Below are 18,837 nucleotides of genomic sequence, written 5' to 3'. Positions count from 1 at the left end.
TCCTTATTTAAATTGTGACAGAAGTGCCCGTTGTCTGGCTCCTCTACACTTCTTGCAATATTCTCTATAAATGCCTGTAATTCGTCAAATTCTAACACAGTTAAAATACGTGTGACAATTTCTGGAGAAACCCTGAGTGTGCACATCGATCCATCCTTGAGTTTAACTTCCATACCAGCAGCATTAATCATCAAACCTTCATCACCCTGTTCAAGTAATTGCTCCATCTGATCTTGAAGATCATCATACAAATCTTGTAATTCACTTAATATCGTCTCATTTGTATCATCAGAAATACTAAGTATTTCACCTTGTACTGAGCCAAAATTTTCATCAATTTGTACTTGAAACTCTATACCCGCCTTTGTCAAATGGTCTTTAAATTTGGCCGAGAGTGATGAATCGAAAAATATATAATCTAACATTGTTTTATTTAAATTTTTAAGGATATTTTAATGCTAGATCAGAACGCTTTAGACACTTTATTTATTAATGCTAGAAGTCATAATGGCTGGCTAGACCAAGATATTTCAGACAAGCAAATTTCCCAAATTTACGAATTGATGAAATTTGGCCCAACTGCAGCCAACAACTCTCCAGCAAGAATAACTTTTGTAAAATCAGACGAGGCTAAACAAAAGTTAAAGCTTCATCTTGATGAAGGCAATGTTGATAAAGCTATGGCTGCGCCAGTAGTTGCTATCATTAGCTATGATATTGAATTTTATGAAAAACTAAGCTTTTTGTTCCCACATACAGATGCCAAAAGTTGGTACGCCGGCAATCCTGCAAAAATCAAATCAGCAGGTGAGATGAACGCCACTTTGCAAGGCGCTTACTTTATGCTAGCAGCACGCGCTGTTGGACTAGATTGCGGGCCAATGGGTGGCTTTAATAACACAACCTTAGATGGTGAATTTTTCCCAGATGGAAAAACCAAGTCAATCTTTATTTGTGCACTTGGACAAGGTGATGAATCAAAAATATTCCCACGTGGGCCACGTTTAAGCTTTAATGAAGCTTGTGAGATTGTTTAAAAATTTTAGAAATTTTCAATATGGGCTATAAAAAATAGCCTTTTAAACAAGAAAACCCCATAAAAAGGCCGTTAAATTGGCTTTTTATGGGTTTTTTGACCTTTTAGATTAAAGCTTTTGAAAAATTTGGCAAATTTTAAAAATGGCACACAAACACCAAATTCAACTTACTCTTTATCCGTTTTGTCGCTTTCCTCTCTTGGTGGGCAGCCATTATGCTTAAGCCATAAATCTTCATGACCAATAGCCTTAGCAAAAGCTGGAATTTCACACTCATCTGCTGTTTTTTCAACCGCATCTGAGGCTTTAGCCTCTTTATCATCGTCACTCAAACCAAAAACTGCAAATGCACCCAGTGCAATTATCGTCCATGACATGGCGAATAAATACCTAATTCCTTTCATAATCTATCCTTTTTTTTATTTTATAAATTAATAATCGAATTCCATTTGCTCAAATACCCATTGAGCATTCTTGCCAGCAATGTCTTTATGCCCAGTTAAAAAGTGGAAATTACTCTGATCAATTTTACTCGCTTGCAGCATATCACCATCATTATCCAAAATTTTAGAAATTTTATCTATTAGGAATTGTAAGTATTGTTGAGTATTTTTAGTAGCTGTGGCTAAATCAGACGCTTTACCATGGCCAGGAACAATGTGCTCTGGCTTAAATTCAGCCATTTTTTCAAACGCATCAATCCAACTTTGGACGTTTTTAGCAGGACCGATGCCCAGCATTCTGTCATTAAACACAACATCACCTGTAAACATAGTTTTGGCACTTGGCATCCAAACAACAATATCGCCCACGGTATGCGCTGCACCAAAATGATACAATTCTAAATTTACATCACCCAATGTGAGATTCATTTTTTCATCAAAGGTCTCTGTTGCAAAGAAAGGCTCAGTACCTTCTAAACTCTCTTTGATTAACCCGCCTAGTCTATTTAAATGATAATCCGCCCTAACTTTTTGATCTTGCTTAGTTTTACTAGAGGCAATAATTCTAGCACCTAACTGTTGGAAGTAATCATTACCTAACCAACGATGATCTTGACCACCGGTGTTGATGATAATTTTAATGGGCTGATCAGTAATCGTTTGAATAGTCTCATGGAGCTCTTTGGCACCCAAATAACTAGCGCCCGAATCGATAAGAATAACACCCTCTTTAGTTATGATAACGCCGTGAGTTGAATTATTACCAAAATTACTTGGCGATCGCTGAGTGGTTTCACCCTCTAGAGCATAAACATTATCAGTAATTTTTTGTACGTTGAGTGCAGCTTGTACCATTGCCATATTGGCAATTAGCATTAAAAATATAGCTATTTGTTTCATGTTATTCTCCAAAAATTAAAAATTTAATAATGTCGCCGAACGTTAAATAAAATAACGCTATAAATGCCAATATAAAAACAATTTTTTGTAAGCCGTTTAAATATTGAATGGGTGCTTTAACTCTGCTTAGATCACAAACTTCACCTGGGCAGTGCTTAACTTTTTTATTGTGAACCAAATTGTAAATCTTACAACCGGCACAGATGCCAAATACCGCTTCAAAGAATAACAAGCCTAAACACAAGGCACAGGTTAAGATGTTGATTGGACCGCGAATATCGTTAAGCACCACCAAATAAAACATAGTTGCCGCCAGAATAAAGCCAAATGACCAAGCCCATTTTTTAGGGGCGGCGTCGGTATACTCAGGCTTTTGATTATTAACAATCCAACGCCCAACCACCATTGATGGTGCGTATTTTGGGCTAATAAAAATCCTAATAAAGAAATCAAATAAAAAGACACTAACCATTAACTTGGTTGGCTCATTATTACCGGTTAAAAATCCACTCATAAATGCCATAAAGGCAAATAAAAATACGATACCTGCTGCCGCTCTGACTTCACGTTCATTGAACATGAGTGAGTCATAACCTTCTACTTTTTCTCCAAATGCAAGCATATATCATTTTGTAACCATTAATACATTCAATTATACACAAGTAACGAAAAAACAGCTTTTTAAACCACTTGTCCGGCAGCCCACCCTGATGACCAAGCCCATTGGAAGTTGTAGCCACCTAGCCAGCCAGTTACGTCAACGGTTTCACCAATAAAATAAAGCCCGGGTTGCTTGCTTGACTCCATGGTTTTAGAAGATAATTCATTGGTATCTACGCCACCTGTACAAACCTCAGCTGTACGCATACCTTCGGTGCCACTTGGTGTTAACACCCAATTATTTAGTGCTTCTGCAAACGTTTTAAGGTCTGCTTGGTTGATTTCACCTAAAGATTTCTCAGATAAATCTATCGATATTAAAACTTGAGTTAATCGAAGCGCTAAGCGCTTTGAGAAATATTCATTTAAGATATTTTTAAGATTAGTTGTACCGCGCTGTTGCTGTTCAGAGAGTAACAACTTGGTGGCATCAATACCTGGCAACAAGTCAATTTCAATCGATTGACTTTTTTGCCAATAAGATGAAATTTGCAATACAGCTGGGCCGCTAATGCCTCGGTGAGTAATCAGTGCCATTTCTTTAAAGCTTTGACCGTTACAACTAATACTTACCTCAAGTGACAAACCGGATAGATCTTTGAAATAACGACTAATATCTTGCTGTGAAAAAGTAAATGGCACTAAGCCCGGCTTAAAGCCAATGGATTTATGTCTAAATTGTTTGGCGATTTGCAGGCCAAAATCCGTTGCACCCATTTTAGGAATGCTTGGGCCACCACTGGCAATAACCAATGATTGAGCTTGAAAGTCACCTTGACTGGTATTAAGTAAATATTGTTCATTAAAATCAATCTTATCAACATTTGCATTTAGGATAATATCAACGTCTGCACACTCTTCCAATAGCATATTGACAACAGCATTAGATTTTTGATCACAAAACAATTGACCAAGGGTTTTTTCAGTCCAGCTTAATTGGTGCGATTCAAGCTGGACGATAAAATCCCATTGTGTGTAGCGGGACAAAGCCGACTTACAAAAATGTGAATTATTAGAAATGTAAGCTTCTGGCTCAATATACAGATTGGTAAAGTTGCAGCGACCACCGCCTGAAATAAGAATTTTCTTCGCTGCTTTTATGCATTTATCGAGTAACAACACACTACGACCACGTTTGGACGCTTGTGCGGCACACATCAGCCCCGCTGCACCTGCACCAATAATAATCACATCATATTGTTTCAAAGCAACTGCCTAATAGTGTTAATGATATTTGGGCCGTCCCACTCCAAAGCACCTCGATAGCCATAACGAATAACACCATTTTTATCTAATAAAAAATTAGATGGATAAGCGTACACACCCCAATCTCTAACGGCAACGCCAGCATGATCCAGCAAAACTGGTAAATCAAAGGTTACTTTCTGCATAAATTCTTTGATCTGTTGTTTTGACTCACCCACATTAATAGTGATAATTTGAAAATCTTTCTGATCAAACTGATTACTCAATCTGACCAAAGATGGGATTTCTTTAACACAGGGCTTGCACCAACTTGCCCAAAAATTAAGTAACACCACTTTGCCTTTATACTGCTCCAAGTTAATCACCTCATCCGTTAAGTTATTTAGCGATAAAGAGATGAATTGTTTTTGTGTATAGGGCTTTAACACTGGGTCAGAAAATGAAATTTTGTTAGATTTTTGAATAATTTGTTTTAGCTTTGAAGGTCCTGGTGGATTGACACTCAGTAGCAAATTAGACGCGAGTAAGTAAGTATCATCTAAATTATCTTTTGCCTTTAAGCTGCGCTTTGACAAGTCTTTCTCATTACGCATGTGAAAGCCACCATTAACACCTTTTAATCGATGGGTAAAAACAGAGCTGCCACCCTCTTTTAAGACGTTAACAATTTCTTCTGCTCGAAAATACTTAGTACCATACTGAGGCAAGATTAAATATACTGGTAAATTACTAACTTGAGCAATATCCACATACTGTGCTTCATCACCTAATTTTGGCTTGCCATAAATTAGGTGTGGAGAGTGAAAAATATGTCCTTTTAAATAATTAGCATTTGGGTTTTTCAACTGCCATTGATTGGCAATTTTCAACGCAAGTTGTGCACCTCGACCCGATGCGATAAAAAATAGATTTTTAAAGCCCTGATTTTTTGAATAATTAATTAATTCCAATAAATCAGGGATATTGAATTTATCAATACTACTACGACGTGGTGCGATCATATAGCTTGAATGCAAATCAAGCGCCCACAGTGTGTGGCCTTCAAATGCCATTTGTTGGGCGGTAGCAACATAGCCTTTGCCTAGTCCGCGCTCTGAAGGCAAGTGTATATACAAAGTATCGCCATCTGCACGATACGTATCGACACTGATTGATTCACCAGAGTTAAGCTCTAGTTCAAATTTTTCACCTGCATGAACAGTAATTGAAAACAGCATCCATACTGATAAAAGCCACTTCATTATGCGTTGTACATCTCTAAAATATAATACAAAAACATGCCTTCTGATGAACGTGCAGGGCCTACAACCTTAGCGGCATAAAAGTTTTTATCTGGATTTGATTGATCCATGGCAGTTTTTAAATCTGAAACTATCTCCACATTATTTGCAGGTACGCGTCTGCGGTTTACGCGAGGTATCAATACCACTGCAAACTCTTCTTTAGCAGCGTTCGCACTAGGGTGTGGATCTAGCGAATAGCCTCTCATGGTTTATTAGTGATGATTCTTGAGCCACAAACTTGATTTGATGGCACTGCAACATGAATCTTTGCAGGTAGGGATAACTCCATCGCATTAACCCTACGCACGAACTCTTGTTTATCCACGCCGCCGCCAATCATCTCATTAAAAGCTTTCTCTTCCCAAATAGAGCTAACCGTACGTCCGCCATAATCATGCGCAGGATAAACGTAAGTTTCGTCTGGCAAAGTAAACAGCTTAGAGATAGAATTAAATAATTTGTCAACCGAACCACCTTGAAAATCACAGCGTCCACAACTTCTAATCAATAGTGCATCGCCAGTGAAAACCTTATCACTCACTACGAATGACATGCAGCCATCTGTATGCCCTGGTGTTGACATGGCTTTAATGTTAAATTCGCCAAAATCAAGTCTTTCGCCATCTTTGATTAATACATCGGCACATGCAACTGCATTGGCTTCGCTTAAAACGATTTGAGCTTGAGTAAATTTTTCTTTAAGTGGGCATGAGCTAGTAATATGATCCGCATGTACATGGGTTTCAATAATGTATTTAAGCGTTAGTCCTAATTCTTCAATTAGGCCAATATCTCTTTGTTTGGTTTCACTAACTGCATCAATAATAATAGCCTCTTTGGTTTTAGAATCAGCCAATAAATACGTGTAAGTTGAACTTTCTTTTTCAAATAAAGGTCTGAAAATAAGGCTCATGGCAATACTTTTTTAAACGGCTTAACCACAACACTCGCATACGCGCCAGATGCCATATACGGATCGGCATCCGCCCAAGCTTGAGCATCTACCAATGAATCAAACTCAGCCACAACTAACGAGCCAGTAAAACCTGCTTCGCCTGGATCGTTATTATCAATCGCAGGATGTGGACCAGCAAGAATTAATCGACCTTCATTTTTTAAGGCGTTCAAACGTTCAATATGCGCTGGACGCACAGACATTCTTTTTTCCAATGAGTTTTCAACATCTTGAGAAATAACGGCATATAACATTTAATCAACTCCTACAAATCTAGTACGTTTTGCATAGAATACAAGCCTGCTGATTGACCCTCTAACCAGCTAGAAGCGCGCACTGCACCATTGGCAAATGTCATGCGTGATGAAGCTTTATGAGTAATTTCAACACGCTCACCCTCCATAAAAAAACTAACTGTATGCTCGCCTACAACATCGCCACCACGAATGGTAGAAAAACCGATAGTCTGACGATCTCTTGGCTCTTCTATACCTTCACGACCATAAACAGCACATTGTGATAAATCTCTGCCCAAGGCATTAGCAACCACCTCACCCATCTTTAAAGCGGTACCAGAAGGGGCATCAACTTTATAACGATGATGCGCTTCTACGATTTCAATATCAGCATCTTCACCAATGACTTTAGCAGCCATATCAAGTAGCTTCAAAGTTAAATTAACACCAACACTCATGTTCGGTGCAAATACCACAGGAATGTTTTTAGCAGCGTTATTAATTAATTCAAGCCCTGCATCGTCAAAACCGGTAGTACCAATTACAATTGATTTTTCAGCTTGCTGGCAAATTTTCAGATAATCGAGCGTAGCTTCAGGTCGAGTGAAATCAATCAACACATCGAATTGATCAAGTACAGCGTTAAGATCATCACCCTTATCAAGGGCAATGCCTAAACTGACTTTATCATTCTGATTAATAGATTCGATAATAGTTTGGCCCATGCGCCCTGCGCTGCCCACCACTGCAATTTTTATCATGTTTTATTTGCCTTGTTAATTCTAATTAAACTTCGATTATTCTGATCTAGCTCTTAAATATACTGGATATTTATAGTTGCCTTTTTTAGTGAAGCCGTAATATTTAAAAGTAATTTTACTACCAACACTAGGCGGATTAACCCTATCTTTATCCTTAAAGCCCGATCCGACTTTTAACTGCCTTCCACCTGCTACTTGGCAAAGCACAGAACCCATCATGCCAGCATATTTACCCTTTCCTGGCAATATTTTTAATACGGTACATTCGCTATCAAAATATTTTTTAACCTTGAGCGCTGAAGATAATCGCCCAGTTTGGTAGGTTGTGTCAGGGTTTCTAACTACAACACCCTCGCCCTTATCACTCACTACTTCTTCAAGAAAATTAGACAATTTCTTTTTAACATTAATTCTTATCTGTGGAATTATGCTGATAGGCGTATTCGAATTTTTATCTAAATAGGCCTTTAAAATAGCCAATCGCTCTAGCAATCCACCAGATTGATTAGGCACTTCAAAAATTTGATGGGTGATTTTATGCCAACGATCGCCAGAATCTTTACTGCGTACAATTGAGCTGATATTTTCAAAATCACCACGCTTAGTCCAAAGCTCGCCATCAATGGCAAATGGTGGATAATTTTTCGTAAACCAACCGGGTGCATGGATTGGGTTACCACCTCGAGTGATTAAATTTTCACCATCCCAAAAGCCACGGATACCGTCTAGTTTTTCACTCATTACCCAGCCAACAATAGACTTACTATCATCATAAGTCTTGAGTAAAAATAAATCAGGCGCCTTGGCTAATACTGATTGAGAAAATAACAAGCAAACTAAAATAAATTGAAAGCCTGTTTTTATCATGACCTTCTACAGCTCGTCTTCCAAAAATCCATTCTGCTTAGTGATATTATCAATATCTTGCAAGGCTTTTAGCATGTCTGCCATTTTATGGATTGGAATCATATTAGGACCATCACTCAAAGCAATTTCAGGGTTGGGATGGGTTTCCATGAAAAAGCCTGACACACCCACTGCAGCAGCCGCTCTTGCCAGCACTGGCACCATTTCCCTTTGACCGCCAGAGGTTAAGCCGTTGCCGCCCGGTTGTTGCACTGAGTGTGTCGCATCAAAAACAATTGGCTGACCAGTTGAGCGCATAGTTGATAAACCGCGCATATCAGATACTAGCGTATTGTAGCCAAATGAGGTGCCACGATCACAAATGGTGATTTGTTGGTTACCAGTCTCGAATGCTTTATCAACTACGTTTTGCATATCCCAAGGCGCTTGGAATTGGCCTTTTTTAATATTAACCGGAATACCTTGCTTACAGACATTTTGAATAAAATTAGTTTGACGTACTAAAAAAGCTGGTGTCTGCATCATATCTACAACGCAAGCCACTTCATCAAGTGGTGTATCTTCATGAACATCGGTTAGTACTGGAATGCCAATTTCATCTTTGACTTTTTGAAGAATTCTTAAACCTTCTTCAATACCCAAACCTCTAAAACTACCTGTACTTGAACGATTTGCCTTGTCATATGAAGACTTATAAATAAAATTAATACCCAGCTCTTCAGTCACTTTTTTTAAGGTTTCAGCCGTTTCCATTGCTAGCTTTTCTGACTCAATCACACAAGGGCCTGAGATGAGGAAAAATGGCTGATCAATGCCAATTTCAAAGTCTAATAATTTCATTGTATTTACACGGTTAATAATTGATAAGGTCAATTATAAGCCAAACAATTCATTTAAAATGAACAGCATTCAGAAATAAATATTATCTATGTCAAATACACCCGATATTCTAAAGAAAATTATTGCCAAAAAAGAGCAAGAAATTAAAGCAGCGCTTGAGATAATGCCATATAACACAATGATGGAAAAGGCCTATGAAGATCGTACCACGCGTGATTTCTATCAAGCGTTAAAAGACAAAGTTAATCTTAAAGAAAGTGCCATTATTGCTGAAATAAAAAAAGCATCGCCATCCAAGGGAATTTTAAGAGAAAACTTTAATGTAGCTGAAATTGCCAAGAGCTACGCCGAACATGGTGCAGCTTGTATTTCGGTTTTAACTGATAAAGATTATTTTCAAGGTGATGATAAATATGTAGCCGAGGTTAGATCGGTAGTTACTTTGCCAGTATTGCGCAAAGAATTTATTATTGAGCCTTACCAAGTATTTCAATCAAGAGTGCTAGGTGCAGATTGTATTTTGCTAATTGCCGCCTGTTTAACTGACCAAAGATTAGAAGACTTATCTATGCTAGCTATTTCATGTCACATGGATGTTTTAGTGGAAGTACACAATCTTGAAGAATTCAAGCGCGTTCAAGTGTTACGCCTACCAATGATTGGCATTAACAACCGTAATTTGCGCACATTTGATGTTACTCTGCAAACAACCATAGATCTTCTTGATGCCATTGATGATGACACATTAGTCATTACTGAAAGTGGTATTTTAGGTGCGGATGATGTCAAACTTATGAAGAGTCACAACATTCATTCATTCTTAGTAGGTGAGGCCTTTATGCGTGCACCAAATCCAGGTAAAGCACTGCAGGATATTTTCTCATGAAGTCAACAGTCAGATGGATTGATGGCATGATGATGGTTGGCGAATCTGCCAGTGGACATGCAATTGTAATGGATGGCCCTGAAGATTTAGGTGGTAAAAATTTAGGCATTCGACCAATGGAAATGTTACTTCTTGGCATGGGCGGCTGCACCACAGTTGATGTAGTTTCTACACTTAAAAAAATGCGCGAAATAGTGAATGATTGTCGAGTTGAAATTTCAGCTGATCGTGCCGATGAGCATCCAAAAGTGTTCATCAAAATTCACCTTCATTTTATCATTAAAGGTGAAAACCTTAACGAGAAAAAAGTAGCTAAAGCAGTTAGCCTTTCTGCTGATAAATACTGCTCAGCTTCAATCATGCTTGGCAAAACAGCTACAGTTACCCACAACTTCACTATCAATGGGTAATAATTGGGGCTGGTTAGGCACGGTAACCGGTATTACTGGCGCACTGATGGTGGCACTTAATTTTGAATATTCCAGATATGGCTACATCTTCTTTATGATTTCAGCCATCAGCTGGATCATTCAAGGTGCTAAAAATAATGATAAATCTTTAGTTTTGCTAAACACCGTCTTTGTTTGTATCAACGCGTTGGGAATGTATCATTGGTTTTCTTAACTGCTATTTTAAGAACTTCTTTACTACTGATTTCACCATTAAGTCTCGGTATTATTGCTGATGATAATGCACAAAACTCAATCAATATCGTTGATGAGCTTGAATCCATTAATTATGAAATTCTTGATCTTGAGGTTAGTTACGATCTAGGTGAAAATCTTTATGATATTAATCTTGAAGTAGATAACCTTAAAAATGAATTACTTTTCCGAGAATATCAAATCGGCACCCCTCAAGGTGGAGATAGCGACTGGAATGAATCAGAACAGTTGATTCTTGATGCTAAAATTAAACTCCTTGCACTACAAGAAAAGATCAAGCTAGAAGGTGACTAGGGGCAATTAAGATTTCGCATGATTGACTTTAGAGGTGACGATCCAGGACAACTCAAACTAAGATACAATTACGGTTTTTAAAACTGACTATTTAAATATAACTTAAATAGCGTATAATATTTTTTTTCATGGAGAGTTGGCCGAGTGGCTGAAGGCGCGCCCCTGCTAAGGGTGTAAAGGGTTTATCCCCTTTCGAGGGTTCAAATCCCTCACTCTCCGCCATACATTTCCTTTAGTAGTAGTACTTATAGAGCACACTAACTAAAAGTTTAACCGCATTTTCACTAAATTTTTTATTGCTAGTGGATTTTTTTCAAAAAATTAACAAAGAAACAACTTATTTTTTACTGCCTATCACCTCTTATTGAAGATATAAAGACAATTTGCACTATATTTCCATCTCAATAATAGAGCTAGAAATAGATAAGAAATGATTTACTCGCTTCACTACCAACTTCTTATATTTTTTAGCGTACTCAATATTAATATTAGCATTATTAATTACATTGTCTATATTCTCAAGAAGTTTGCCAGCTAAATTATTTATATTTCTCACAATTAAACTCCTTTTCAACCTGCAATTATCTGCAAAATCAGCTAATTGATAAGCATTAATATCTTGCATATCAAACTCATCACCAATTGCCATAGCTAATTCTTGGTCAAACTCCTCATACATTGCTATATTCACTAAATCATAAAAAGGGGTTAGCTCAATACCTTTGCTTGATAGAAAAAAACTGACGTTTTTACCATGTGCATCAGCATTACAAACCATCAGATTAAACAATACCCAGTCTAATAATTTTTGCTTTGTTAGTGCTGGGCTAATACATTTGTCAGCAAAGCTAAACAACTTAGGCAAGCTTGCACCATCACGGATATGCTTAACATCTCTACCACTACCAAAGTTGCGCTCATATTTATACTCAGGAGGTAGATTTAATGCCTGGGCACCATCGATCATATGTCTTCTTTGTGTTGTGTTTTTTGCAAGCTTTCTATCAAAACGTTTAACCAATAAACCAGGATGTGAATCAAAATATTTAATTTCAGTATCAGCAACATCAAGTCGGCAAGCTCTTGCTAAACCCATAGTGATATGCTCGTTAATAACAAGATTGGTAGATTGTCCATTTTCAAATTTCAATAAGTGGGTTGAACGTAAATCACCTTCTCCAAAACCCATTTCGCCTTTATCATTAATAACAACATTGATTTTATTTTGAACACCAGCAACTGATAGTCTTGGCTTGCCATCCCAGATAATCAGGCTGATTGCGTTTTGTGATTTATTTAATCGATCGGCCAACTCTTTAGATTTAAGTTTTATAAACTGAGTTTTATTAACTTGAGCACAACCATTAGCAGACAAGCTAAACAAACTGGGCAAGTCTTGTCCTAAAATTCTAACCAATGCAAAGGTATTATTTTTACTAATGCCAAATTGAGTAACTAATTCATCCAAGCCACTACCTTCAGGCAATAAGTTATTTAAATAACGCTTTACGTCTGCATTGTTAATATTGTTACTTAAAGGTAAATATGGAGACAGGGCGTAACCATTTTTTTGCCAATAATTACTATACCGCCAAATTACTTCACCATCAATCAATTCTAAATTAGCAATAATATTTCTATCAATACAGACAAATAATTTAGATCCATTCATTATTGTCTCTCTGACTATCGGATTGATTAACTGATAACGACACCCCCAACCCTTTTAAAACCTGAAATACTTTGCCAATTTGAGATTTTTTATTACCATGCTCAATCATCATTAGGGTTTGCTTGGCAACACCGCATAATGCACTAGCTTGTTCGATTGTAAGGCCACTTTGTGTTCTGCGTGCACGAATCAGTTGCCCAATACACTGTGAATCCATTGTACCTAAGCAGTCTGGATCTTTAATTGCTTTAACCATCTTTGCCATAATAAATCCTAAATAGCTATGATTAATTATAAATCAAGCTCATATTTTATAATAAATCCTAATATAATGGGATTGTATCACTATTAATCTAATAATTTATAATAAATCCTAATATAATGGGGCCTATCAATGTGTTTATATAAAAATACTATTTAAATAGGCAATTAAATTTCACCACACTCTAAACGTCCATACGTTACCCGGCTAATATCAATACATAAGCCTAGGCATTACGCCTAACAACAGTACTCCATTAAGGGGTACAAGACTATCTTTACGTCCAAGTTTGTCAGGCCATTACACAACTAGCTATCAGCAGTTAGCCGTTCGTTATATAACAGATCTGATATTTCACACTGCGGCTTAAACCCAGGTACAAGTTCAATCAATAATTCACGTAGTTTTTTATGATCGTATTTATCAATAGCACTACTCAAGCCGTTTAATATTGGCTCTAGCTCATCCCAGACAATCATATCTTCTTGTGCACGCATAATCAGTGGATTATCCGTATCACTTACGTTATCACCAATTAATAGTTCTTCATAAAGCTTTTCACCAGGTCGAAGACCGGTGTATTTAATCTCAATATCACCATCAGGGTGTAATTCATCTTTTACTTCTAGTCCACTCAATCTAATCATCTTCTGAGCTAAACCAACAATACGTATCGGCTTGCCCATGTCAAGCACAAATACATCACCACCTGTACCCATAGCGCCTGCCTGAATCACAAGCTCTACCGACTCAGGTATGGTCATAAAATAACGAATGATATTTTTATCAGTAACGGTTACTGGACCACCGGCTTTAATCTGTTGTTTAAACAAAGGAATAACAGAGCCACTAGAGCCTAGTACATTACCAAAACGCACCATAGTAAATTTTGTGCCCCTTTGCCTGGCAGATAAAGCTTGCAATACTAGCTCAGCGCTACGCTTAGTTGCGCCCATGGTGTTAGTCGGGCGCACTGCTTTGTCGGTTGATATCAATACAAAAATTTCCACGCCGGCATCAATCGCCACTTGAGCGCAGTTAAGTGTACCAAAGATGTTATTGTCAACCCCTTCAGTATTATTAAACTCCACCATAGGCACATGCTTATAAGCCGCTGCATGATAAATAGTATCCGCACCAAAACGTTTAAACACATTACTTAATCGAGTCTTATTATTAACACTACCCAGTATTGGATAAATATCCATTGAATGCATGCCAATAATAGACAACTCTTTTTCAATGGTATAGAGTGCTAACTCACTCATCTCATACAAGATAAGCGCCTTAGGCTTTAAAAATACAATTTGTCTACAAAGCTCTGAACCAATTGAGCCACCTGCACCAGTAACAACAACAACCTTATTGGTAATATTTTTACCCAGTAAATCTTTATTAGCTTCTACCGACTCACGCCCTAATAAGTCTTTAATACTCACTTCACGTAAATCACCAATACTTACCTTGCCTTGTGCAAGTTCTGCCACACCAGGCAACATGCGAACCAACACTGGATAAGGCTCCAATACATTAATAATATCTAGTCGTTTTGTACGTGAAGCAGACGGCATAGCAATTAATACCTCATCAACCTTAAGCTTAGCAATAACTTCAGCAATACTATCTACAGAGTAAACATTCAAGCCTCTAATATGATTACCCTGAAGCTCATTTGAATCATCAATAAAACCAATAGGATTGTATTCAGAAGAGTGTGCCAACGCACTAACCAGCTGAATACCTGCATCACCCGCACCATACACCAATACTCGTTTTTTATTGCTATTGCTTTTGCTGTTCAATTTAAAATTAAATATTAAAAATTTAAAATTCGCATTTTCGCTGAGCAGCGCTCTGGCGATAATGCGCACCCCACCAATAGCTAATAAAGATAAAGTCCAATTGATCAATATAACAGAACGAGGAATACCATCAACAACTATCATAAAGCCAATCACACCCCACACTAATGCATATAGCGATACTGCTTGTACAATAGCCCATAAAGCTTTAAATCCAATATAACGAATCACTGCACGGTACAAACCAAATCGTACAAAGATAATGCTAGCAACAATTGGCGCGCCAAATATTACCCAAACCAAATCATCCTGTGGGAAATACCAATATCCCAAGCGAATTGAGAATGATGCCAATAGTATTGACACCAAAAACACAGAGTCAACAAGCAACATGATTAACTGCTTATTAATTCTTGAAAGTTTTATTATTCTGTTTATCATTACTATCTAATTCTTATTAATCATATGAGTTAAAAACCACTTTTTCTAAAAAATATCTTTATTAAATTGAGCCAAGCTCTGACTTATAAAGAGTTGCGCTTCAATTCATCTGCATTACTGAGTAAATCAACAAGCTGAGGATTGAAGAATTATTGTAAAGCCCTTCAAGATAATAACTGTCTTTACCAGTCAGTCTTGCAATCTCTATTGTCGGCATGGTTTTGACAGCTTAACTATTTCGTTCATTTTCCTTATCATGCCACAACCTCAATATAAAGATATCATCATTCACTACAAGAAATCGAACAGTGTAATGACCAATAAACAAATCTCTTATCTCGCTGGAATTTACCATACTGACAATCTTAATCCCAATAGATGGGAATTCGCACAATTTATTTACCTCTTGCTTTAGCTCGCTTACAATTCTATTGGTAGCAGATAGACTTTTATTGGCAATAAATTTTCGTAATCGATCCAGATCCTGTACAGACTCTAGCGTGTAATGAATTGTCATATAGTTGGGGTTGGCAATTCATCGTCACCTCCCCAGCTATCCATCCATTTTTCAACAACGCCCGCATCAATAAGTCTACCATTTTTAACAGAATCTAATGCCTCAAGCGCATCTTCCCATCGATCGCGTTCCATTGCTTGACGTGCAACAAACTCTTCAACTGCCCGATTGATAATATAGTTTTTACTTCTATCTAATTTTTTAGTTAGGTCTGCAAGTGGCTTTTCAATCTCTGAACTTAAACGAATACTAGTAACACCCATAATAAAGCCTTTGTAGTTATTTGTATTACATTATATTACAAACAGCAGCTAATTAGAAATCTATTACCTAGAAAATTAGAAAGTTTAGTTAGCTGATATAGCTTGTTTCATTGACGATAAGGGCATTTATCATAAGTCAAAGTATAAATATAAATGGGTTCGTTTTGTCATTTTTTTTACTCCGAACGAATCGCTTTGGAGATATGAGAAATAGAATTTCGCTGATAGCGAATTAACTTATGACAATCAGCTGTACGACGAGAGACTGGCCCACCTTGACGATGCTCATCACGCTGCAAGCGTGCAAATATCCTGGCCATACTTTGCGCCTCTGAAGCTGAGAGTGGTGAGTCTTTATACATCCAAGCCTATGCCCATAGCTACTAAGTTCATATTCCAGTTAAATTCATCCACCTCTTTGGTCTTGGTGTAGGTCTCATAGTAAGCATCCATCACGCGACGATAATTGAGCAGGTTGGCGGCAATATCGGCCGCCTCAAATGACGAATACCCTTCCCCAGTCAACAAGGACTTTAAGTATGTATAAGCATCCGAGGATTCAAAGTCAATCTCTACATTAAGGCCATGTTTGGTTGAATTCTTACTGCTAACTCGCTTACCAAGACTGGTTTTTGGCCCAGTTGATAGCTGCGCATTTAGACGATTGGCTACAATCTTAGGACGGCTTAACATCAATAGCTTGAGCTTTGTTTTCAAGATCAGTCAGCTCAAGATCCATGCGCTTGATTATTCTAGACTTAAAGTCTACCGCATCGATACTCTTTTGAAGGTGTCGCATTGTCTGATACTGGCGATGAATCAATTCATCTGCCATCTTGAGGTGTTTGGATGCATCCTTAAAACCACGCGCCCGAAGGTCCAGCATTGTCAACTCACCCTTTTTTAATAAGTTATCAATCATTTCTTTATCACCCTTATTAACATTACCAGCAAAATAATTTTCAAGAGCGCTAGACACCTGATGATTATCATAAGTCTCAATATAACTATCGGCCCTGGCCAATATCCTGGCCATAGACTCATGTAGAAGCAGCTCTTTATCCACTGCATGCCTCTTAATCCACCAAAGACATTCATTTAACTGAATCACCAGCGCAACATTGAGCGGAGATGGGCTATTTAACTCAGAAAGCAAGCCTTGCAAGCTTGAATGAAATTCTGACTCAGACTCACCAGGCAGAAGCTTAGGGTTGGACAGAAAATGGAGCAAGAGATTTAACTAAATCATTCAATATAAACACCTTGTAGTTGAGAAAACAAAGACTGGTAAAGCTAGACCGTAAAGACCATTCAAATATCGTGTTTTAAATTAAGAATCACACCGGGATTAACCAAAGGATTTCCGGTGAACTCAATGCCAGCATCTTCCAATGTTGTCTGAATAGATAATAAGGTTGACGTATTAGACGATGGAATTCCATCTTGCAATTCATAACGCCTTACGGTTGCAATGCCAACACCACTAGCTTCTGCAAGTTTTGATGCACTCCACCCTAACAATCCACGAGCACCTTTTATTTGACAAACTGATATCATTTTAGTATAATTATGATATTAATAATATCATTTAAGTTTAAATTATGAACATTAAAAATTTATTTTCTTCTTTAGAGGGCGCTTATGCGCCCAATACAATTAGATCTTATAGATCAGATTATATGCATTATTCCAACTGGTGTCATAAATATCAATACGATCCCTTTAATATTAATGAAGATAAATTTGCAGACTACATTCTACAGATGGGTGAAAGCCTAACTGTTGCAACAATTCAAAGGCGAGTAGCCAGCCTTAGCAGTATATTCAATCTCACTAAAAGCACCAATCCCACAAAAGGGCCTGTTGTTATTTTAACCATCAAAAAGCTTAGAAGGAAGTTTGGTAAGCCTCAAAAACAAGCAACACCTTTAACTTACGATATTCTAGCAAAACTTAAAGATATTTGCTCTGATGATATAGTCGGTCTCAGAAATAGACTACTTTTACAACTCGACTACGAAACCATGCGTCGACGTTCTGAAATATGTAAATTTAAATTTGAAGACTTACAGCATCATGGTAATCATAAGCATGCACTCTTACTTCGACATTCTAAAACTGATCAATACAATCAAGGGAAAATAATTCCAATATCAGGCAAGCTATCTAAGATGATCTTAAGCTGGTCATTGGCAATTGGCCATGATAGTGGCTATATCCTTAGAAGTTTCAAACGAAATCTGTCTACCAACCCATCTCTCACGCCTGCATCGATTAATCATATTTTAAAAAGTCTTCAAAAGCAAGCTGGACTGAATCAAATTGGAGAGCTATCAGGTCACTCATTTAGAGTTGGCGCTGCAATTGACCTATTAAATAAAAATATCCCACTAGAGAAAATTATGCTGAGAGGTGGCTGGAAATCAGAAACTAGTGCAATGAGATATCTTCAAAGTTGGAATGATAGCAACTGGCTGATTATTAATTGACTACAGAAAAAATCGACTACCTAATTTAACACAACAGTCACCGTCTTCACCTTTAAGAAAACCATTCACTTATGCCCAGCCTGTAATACCAGGTAATAACTTGTCCACACCTTTTTTGAGTACGTAAAGCAATCAAGTCATCTTGGTTATAAAGTACAGGGTGTAGCCCCACAAAAACTCATATCACTTTTCTATCCTTTTATAATGTTAATGCTTGCACCTATTAAAAATAGGGTCATGACAACTTAAGCGACTCTTTTCTGAACATTTCAAGCAAAATCTTATAAAGATTTTGCTTGCGATTATTGAATCTAAATTCACATTCTTTCAAGTGTAAATTAAACATATTTTTATTCAT

General features: G+C 37.4%; 27 protein-coding genes, 1 tRNA gene and 2 pseudogenes. 7 read left to right on the top strand and 23 right to left on the bottom strand.

The genetic code is table 11. The features are described 5' to 3' along the window. Positions 1-425, bottom strand: a 425-nt coding sequence (locus BTHERMOSOX_RS05410) for a hypothetical protein (RefSeq protein ID WP_138120104.1), incomplete at its 3' end; no start/stop codon positions are given. Positions 426-455: 30 nt separating this feature from the next. Here BTHERMOSOX_RS05410 and BTHERMOSOX_RS05405 point away from each other — a divergent pair. Next, positions 456-1,037, top strand: coding sequence for a malonic semialdehyde reductase (locus BTHERMOSOX_RS05405; RefSeq protein ID WP_138120103.1), 582 nt, complete (start codon positions 456-458; stop codon positions 1,035-1,037). A 167-nt stretch (positions 1,038-1,204) separates the two neighbouring features. Here the strand turns inward: BTHERMOSOX_RS05405 and BTHERMOSOX_RS05400 are convergent, their stop codons facing one another. Genes BTHERMOSOX_RS05400 through kdsA form a run of 11 tightly spaced genes read right to left on the bottom strand, consistent with a single transcriptional unit; the run spans position 1,205 to position 9,188 of the window. Further along, positions 1,205-1,441, bottom strand: a complete 237-nt coding sequence (locus tag BTHERMOSOX_RS05400) for a hypothetical protein (protein WP_138120102.1) — start codon at positions 1,439-1,441, stop codon at positions 1,205-1,207. Positions 1,442-1,468: 27 nt separating this feature from the next. After that, positions 1,469-2,380, bottom strand: a complete 912-nt coding sequence (locus tag BTHERMOSOX_RS05395; protein ID WP_138120101.1) for an MBL fold metallo-hydrolase — start codon at positions 2,378-2,380, stop codon at positions 1,469-1,471. A gap of 1 nt (position 2,381) precedes the next feature. Further along, entirely contained in the window at positions 2,382-3,002 is a 621-nt protein-coding gene (locus BTHERMOSOX_RS05390) for a DUF4395 domain-containing protein (RefSeq protein WP_138120100.1), read from the bottom strand. Between the two features lie 59 nt (positions 3,003-3,061). Beyond that, the gene (locus BTHERMOSOX_RS05385) at positions 3,062-4,246 is read right to left on the bottom strand and encodes a BaiN/RdsA family NAD(P)/FAD-dependent oxidoreductase (RefSeq protein ID WP_138120099.1); all 1,185 of its coding nucleotides are present in this window, start codon (positions 4,244-4,246) and stop codon (positions 3,062-3,064) included. Continuing rightward, complete coding sequence (locus BTHERMOSOX_RS05380; RefSeq protein WP_138120098.1) at positions 4,243-5,487, bottom strand: TlpA disulfide reductase family protein; 1,245 nt, start codon at positions 5,485-5,487, stop codon at positions 4,243-4,245. The genes BTHERMOSOX_RS05385 and BTHERMOSOX_RS05380 overlap by 4 nt, the downstream gene beginning before the upstream one ends. Next, complete coding sequence (locus tag BTHERMOSOX_RS05375) at positions 5,487-5,735, bottom strand: hypothetical protein (protein ID WP_138120097.1); 249 nt, start codon at positions 5,733-5,735, stop codon at positions 5,487-5,489. Before BTHERMOSOX_RS05375 ends, BTHERMOSOX_RS05380 begins: the two co-directional genes overlap by 1 nt. Then, entirely contained in the window at positions 5,732-6,442 is a 711-nt protein-coding gene (locus BTHERMOSOX_RS05370; RefSeq protein WP_138120096.1) for an MBL fold metallo-hydrolase, read from the bottom strand. Before BTHERMOSOX_RS05370 ends, BTHERMOSOX_RS05375 begins: the two co-directional genes overlap by 4 nt. Next, positions 6,439-6,738, bottom strand: coding sequence for a YciI family protein (locus BTHERMOSOX_RS05365; RefSeq protein ID WP_138120095.1), 300 nt, complete (start codon positions 6,736-6,738; stop codon positions 6,439-6,441). Before BTHERMOSOX_RS05365 ends, BTHERMOSOX_RS05370 begins: the two co-directional genes overlap by 4 nt. An 11-nt stretch (positions 6,739-6,749) precedes the next feature. After that, complete coding sequence (gene dapB / locus BTHERMOSOX_RS05360) at positions 6,750-7,481, bottom strand: 4-hydroxy-tetrahydrodipicolinate reductase (RefSeq protein WP_138120094.1); 732 nt, start codon at positions 7,479-7,481, stop codon at positions 6,750-6,752. Positions 7,482-7,517: 36 nt separating this feature from the next. After that, positions 7,518-8,348, bottom strand: a complete 831-nt coding sequence (locus BTHERMOSOX_RS05355; protein WP_138120093.1) for a DNA ligase — start codon at positions 8,346-8,348, stop codon at positions 7,518-7,520. A gap of 6 nt (positions 8,349-8,354) precedes the next feature. Then, the gene (gene kdsA, locus BTHERMOSOX_RS05350; protein WP_138120092.1) at positions 8,355-9,188 is read right to left on the bottom strand and encodes a 3-deoxy-8-phosphooctulonate synthase; all 834 of its coding nucleotides are present in this window, start codon (positions 9,186-9,188) and stop codon (positions 8,355-8,357) included. Between the two features lie 88 nt (positions 9,189-9,276). Between kdsA and trpC the strand changes: the two genes are divergently transcribed. The 5 genes from trpC (at position 9,277) to BTHERMOSOX_RS05325 (ending at position 11,255) form a co-directional block, all read left to right on the top strand. Then, positions 9,277-10,074: an indole-3-glycerol phosphate synthase TrpC gene (trpC, locus tag BTHERMOSOX_RS05345; protein WP_138120091.1), complete on the top strand. Its 798-nt coding sequence runs from the start codon at positions 9,277-9,279 to the stop codon at positions 10,072-10,074. Beyond that, entirely contained in the window at positions 10,071-10,484 is a 414-nt protein-coding gene (locus BTHERMOSOX_RS05340; protein ID WP_138120090.1) for an OsmC family protein, read from the top strand. Before trpC ends, BTHERMOSOX_RS05340 begins: the two co-directional genes overlap by 4 nt. Further along, positions 10,477-10,698 (top strand): hypothetical protein, encoded by a 222-nt coding sequence (locus BTHERMOSOX_RS05335; protein ID WP_138120089.1) that lies wholly within the window; start codon positions 10,477-10,479, stop codon positions 10,696-10,698. Before BTHERMOSOX_RS05340 ends, BTHERMOSOX_RS05335 begins: the two co-directional genes overlap by 8 nt. After that, complete coding sequence (locus BTHERMOSOX_RS05330; protein ID WP_138120088.1) at positions 10,686-11,033, top strand: hypothetical protein; 348 nt, start codon at positions 10,686-10,688, stop codon at positions 11,031-11,033. The genes BTHERMOSOX_RS05335 and BTHERMOSOX_RS05330 overlap by 13 nt, the downstream gene beginning before the upstream one ends. Before the next feature lie 130 nt (positions 11,034-11,163). Beyond that, positions 11,164-11,255: transfer RNA gene (locus tag BTHERMOSOX_RS05325), tRNA-Ser, on the top strand. A gap of 166 nt (positions 11,256-11,421) precedes the next feature. On the opposite strand, the gene BTHERMOSOX_RS05320 is transcribed toward BTHERMOSOX_RS05325, so the two are convergent. From BTHERMOSOX_RS05320 to BTHERMOSOX_RS05280, 9 genes are all read right to left on the bottom strand, one after another. After that, on the bottom strand, positions 11,422-12,705 hold the full coding sequence (locus BTHERMOSOX_RS05320) for a HipA domain-containing protein (protein ID WP_138120087.1): 1,284 nt from the start codon (positions 12,703-12,705) through the stop codon (positions 11,422-11,424). Continuing rightward, entirely contained in the window at positions 12,692-12,970 is a 279-nt protein-coding gene (locus BTHERMOSOX_RS05315) for a helix-turn-helix domain-containing protein (RefSeq protein ID WP_249360610.1), read from the bottom strand. Before BTHERMOSOX_RS05315 ends, BTHERMOSOX_RS05320 begins: the two co-directional genes overlap by 14 nt. Before the next feature lie 305 nt (positions 12,971-13,275). Then, entirely contained in the window at positions 13,276-15,210 is a 1,935-nt protein-coding gene (locus tag BTHERMOSOX_RS05310) for a polysaccharide biosynthesis protein (RefSeq protein WP_138120086.1), read from the bottom strand. Between the two features lie 229 nt (positions 15,211-15,439). Beyond that, complete coding sequence (locus BTHERMOSOX_RS12055) at positions 15,440-15,727, bottom strand: type II toxin-antitoxin system RelE/ParE family toxin (protein ID WP_138120085.1); 288 nt, start codon at positions 15,725-15,727, stop codon at positions 15,440-15,442. Next, positions 15,724-15,990 (bottom strand): CopG family ribbon-helix-helix protein, encoded by a 267-nt coding sequence (locus BTHERMOSOX_RS05300; protein WP_138120084.1) that lies wholly within the window; start codon positions 15,988-15,990, stop codon positions 15,724-15,726. The genes BTHERMOSOX_RS12055 and BTHERMOSOX_RS05300 overlap by 4 nt, the downstream gene beginning before the upstream one ends. Before the next feature lie 176 nt (positions 15,991-16,166). Beyond that, positions 16,167-16,310, bottom strand: a complete 144-nt coding sequence (locus tag BTHERMOSOX_RS05295) for a hypothetical protein (RefSeq protein WP_212744629.1) — start codon at positions 16,308-16,310, stop codon at positions 16,167-16,169. A gap of 34 nt (positions 16,311-16,344) precedes the next feature. After that, entirely contained in the window at positions 16,345-16,683 is a 339-nt protein-coding gene (locus BTHERMOSOX_RS05290; protein WP_138120083.1) for a hypothetical protein, read from the bottom strand. Continuing rightward, positions 16,667-17,221, bottom strand: a complete 555-nt coding sequence (locus tag BTHERMOSOX_RS05285) for a hypothetical protein (RefSeq protein WP_138120082.1) — start codon at positions 17,219-17,221, stop codon at positions 16,667-16,669. Before BTHERMOSOX_RS05285 ends, BTHERMOSOX_RS05290 begins: the two co-directional genes overlap by 17 nt. 80 nt (positions 17,222-17,301) lie before the next feature. Further along, the gene (locus BTHERMOSOX_RS05280; protein WP_138120081.1) at positions 17,302-17,547 is read right to left on the bottom strand and encodes a helix-turn-helix domain-containing protein; all 246 of its coding nucleotides are present in this window, start codon (positions 17,545-17,547) and stop codon (positions 17,302-17,304) included. Positions 17,548-17,591: 44 nt separating this feature from the next. Here BTHERMOSOX_RS05280 and BTHERMOSOX_RS05275 point away from each other — a divergent pair, with 44 nt between their 5' ends. Beyond that, positions 17,592-18,479, top strand: coding sequence for a tyrosine-type recombinase/integrase (locus tag BTHERMOSOX_RS05275; RefSeq protein WP_138120080.1), 888 nt, complete (start codon positions 17,592-17,594; stop codon positions 18,477-18,479). A 72-nt stretch (positions 18,480-18,551) separates the two neighbouring features. Here BTHERMOSOX_RS05275 and BTHERMOSOX_RS11770 read toward each other — a convergent pair. Next, positions 18,552-18,654, bottom strand: a pseudogene (locus tag BTHERMOSOX_RS11770) (sugar transferase); the annotation flags it as partial. A 60-nt stretch (positions 18,655-18,714) separates the two neighbouring features. Continuing rightward, positions 18,715-18,837, bottom strand: a pseudogene (locus tag BTHERMOSOX_RS05270) (IS1595 family transposase); the annotation flags it as partial.

It is taken from the genome of Bathymodiolus heckerae thiotrophic gill symbiont (assembly GCF_900128515.1).
In the GTDB taxonomy this organism is placed as follows: domain Bacteria; phylum Pseudomonadota; class Gammaproteobacteria; order PS1; family Pseudothioglobaceae; genus Thioglobus_A.
This window is presented reverse-complemented; position numbering and strand designations above follow the sequence as displayed.

Coding starts and splice junctions, on each gene's coding strand:
- BTHERMOSOX_RS05405 (WP_138120103.1), top strand. CDS start 456: ATGCTAGATCAGAACGCTTTAGACACTTTATTTATTAATGCTAGAAGT.
- BTHERMOSOX_RS05400 (WP_138120102.1), bottom strand. CDS start 1,441: ATGAAAGGAATTAGGTATTTATTCGCCATGTCATGGACGATAATTGCA.
- BTHERMOSOX_RS05395 (WP_138120101.1), bottom strand. CDS start 2,380: ATGAAACAAATAGCTATATTTTTAATGCTAATTGCCAATATGGCAATG.
- BTHERMOSOX_RS05390 (WP_138120100.1), bottom strand. CDS start 3,002: ATGCTTGCATTTGGAGAAAAAGTAGAAGGTTATGACTCACTCATGTTC.
- BTHERMOSOX_RS05380 (WP_138120098.1), bottom strand. CDS start 5,487: ATGAAGTGGCTTTTATCAGTATGGATGCTGTTTTCAATTACTGTTCAT.
- BTHERMOSOX_RS05375 (WP_138120097.1), bottom strand. CDS start 5,735: ATGAGAGGCTATTCGCTAGATCCACACCCTAGTGCGAACGCTGCTAAA.
- BTHERMOSOX_RS05370 (WP_138120096.1), bottom strand. CDS start 6,442: ATGAGCCTTATTTTCAGACCTTTATTTGAAAAAGAAAGTTCAACTTAC.
- BTHERMOSOX_RS05365 (WP_138120095.1), bottom strand. CDS start 6,738: ATGTTATATGCCGTTATTTCTCAAGATGTTGAAAACTCATTGGAAAAA.
- dapB (WP_138120094.1), bottom strand. CDS start 7,481: ATGATAAAAATTGCAGTGGTGGGCAGCGCAGGGCGCATGGGCCAAACT.
- BTHERMOSOX_RS05355 (WP_138120093.1), bottom strand. CDS start 8,348: ATGATAAAAACAGGCTTTCAATTTATTTTAGTTTGCTTGTTATTTTCT.
- kdsA (WP_138120092.1), bottom strand. CDS start 9,188: ATGAAATTATTAGACTTTGAAATTGGCATTGATCAGCCATTTTTCCTC.
- trpC (WP_138120091.1), top strand. CDS start 9,277: ATGTCAAATACACCCGATATTCTAAAGAAAATTATTGCCAAAAAAGAG.
- BTHERMOSOX_RS05340 (WP_138120090.1), top strand. CDS start 10,071: ATGAAGTCAACAGTCAGATGGATTGATGGCATGATGATGGTTGGCGAA.
- BTHERMOSOX_RS05335 (WP_138120089.1), top strand. CDS start 10,477: ATGGGTAATAATTGGGGCTGGTTAGGCACGGTAACCGGTATTACTGGC.
- BTHERMOSOX_RS05320 (WP_138120087.1), bottom strand. CDS start 12,705: ATGAATGGATCTAAATTATTTGTCTGTATTGATAGAAATATTATTGCT.
- BTHERMOSOX_RS05315 (WP_249360610.1), bottom strand. CDS start 12,970: ATGGCAAAGATGGTTAAAGCAATTAAAGATCCAGACTGCTTAGGTACA.
- BTHERMOSOX_RS05310 (WP_138120086.1), bottom strand. CDS start 15,210: ATGATAAACAGAATAATAAAACTTTCAAGAATTAATAAGCAGTTAATC.
- BTHERMOSOX_RS12055 (WP_138120085.1), bottom strand. CDS start 15,727: ATGACAATTCATTACACGCTAGAGTCTGTACAGGATCTGGATCGATTA.
- BTHERMOSOX_RS05300 (WP_138120084.1), bottom strand. CDS start 15,990: ATGGGTGTTACTAGTATTCGTTTAAGTTCAGAGATTGAAAAGCCACTT.
- BTHERMOSOX_RS05295 (WP_212744629.1), bottom strand. CDS start 16,310: ATGGCCAGGATATTTGCACGCTTGCAGCGTGATGAGCATCGTCAAGGT.
- BTHERMOSOX_RS05290 (WP_138120083.1), bottom strand. CDS start 16,683: ATGTTAAGCCGTCCTAAGATTGTAGCCAATCGTCTAAATGCGCAGCTA.
- BTHERMOSOX_RS05280 (WP_138120081.1), bottom strand. CDS start 17,547: ATGATATCAGTTTGTCAAATAAAAGGTGCTCGTGGATTGTTAGGGTGG.
- BTHERMOSOX_RS05275 (WP_138120080.1), top strand. CDS start 17,592: ATGAACATTAAAAATTTATTTTCTTCTTTAGAGGGCGCTTATGCGCCC.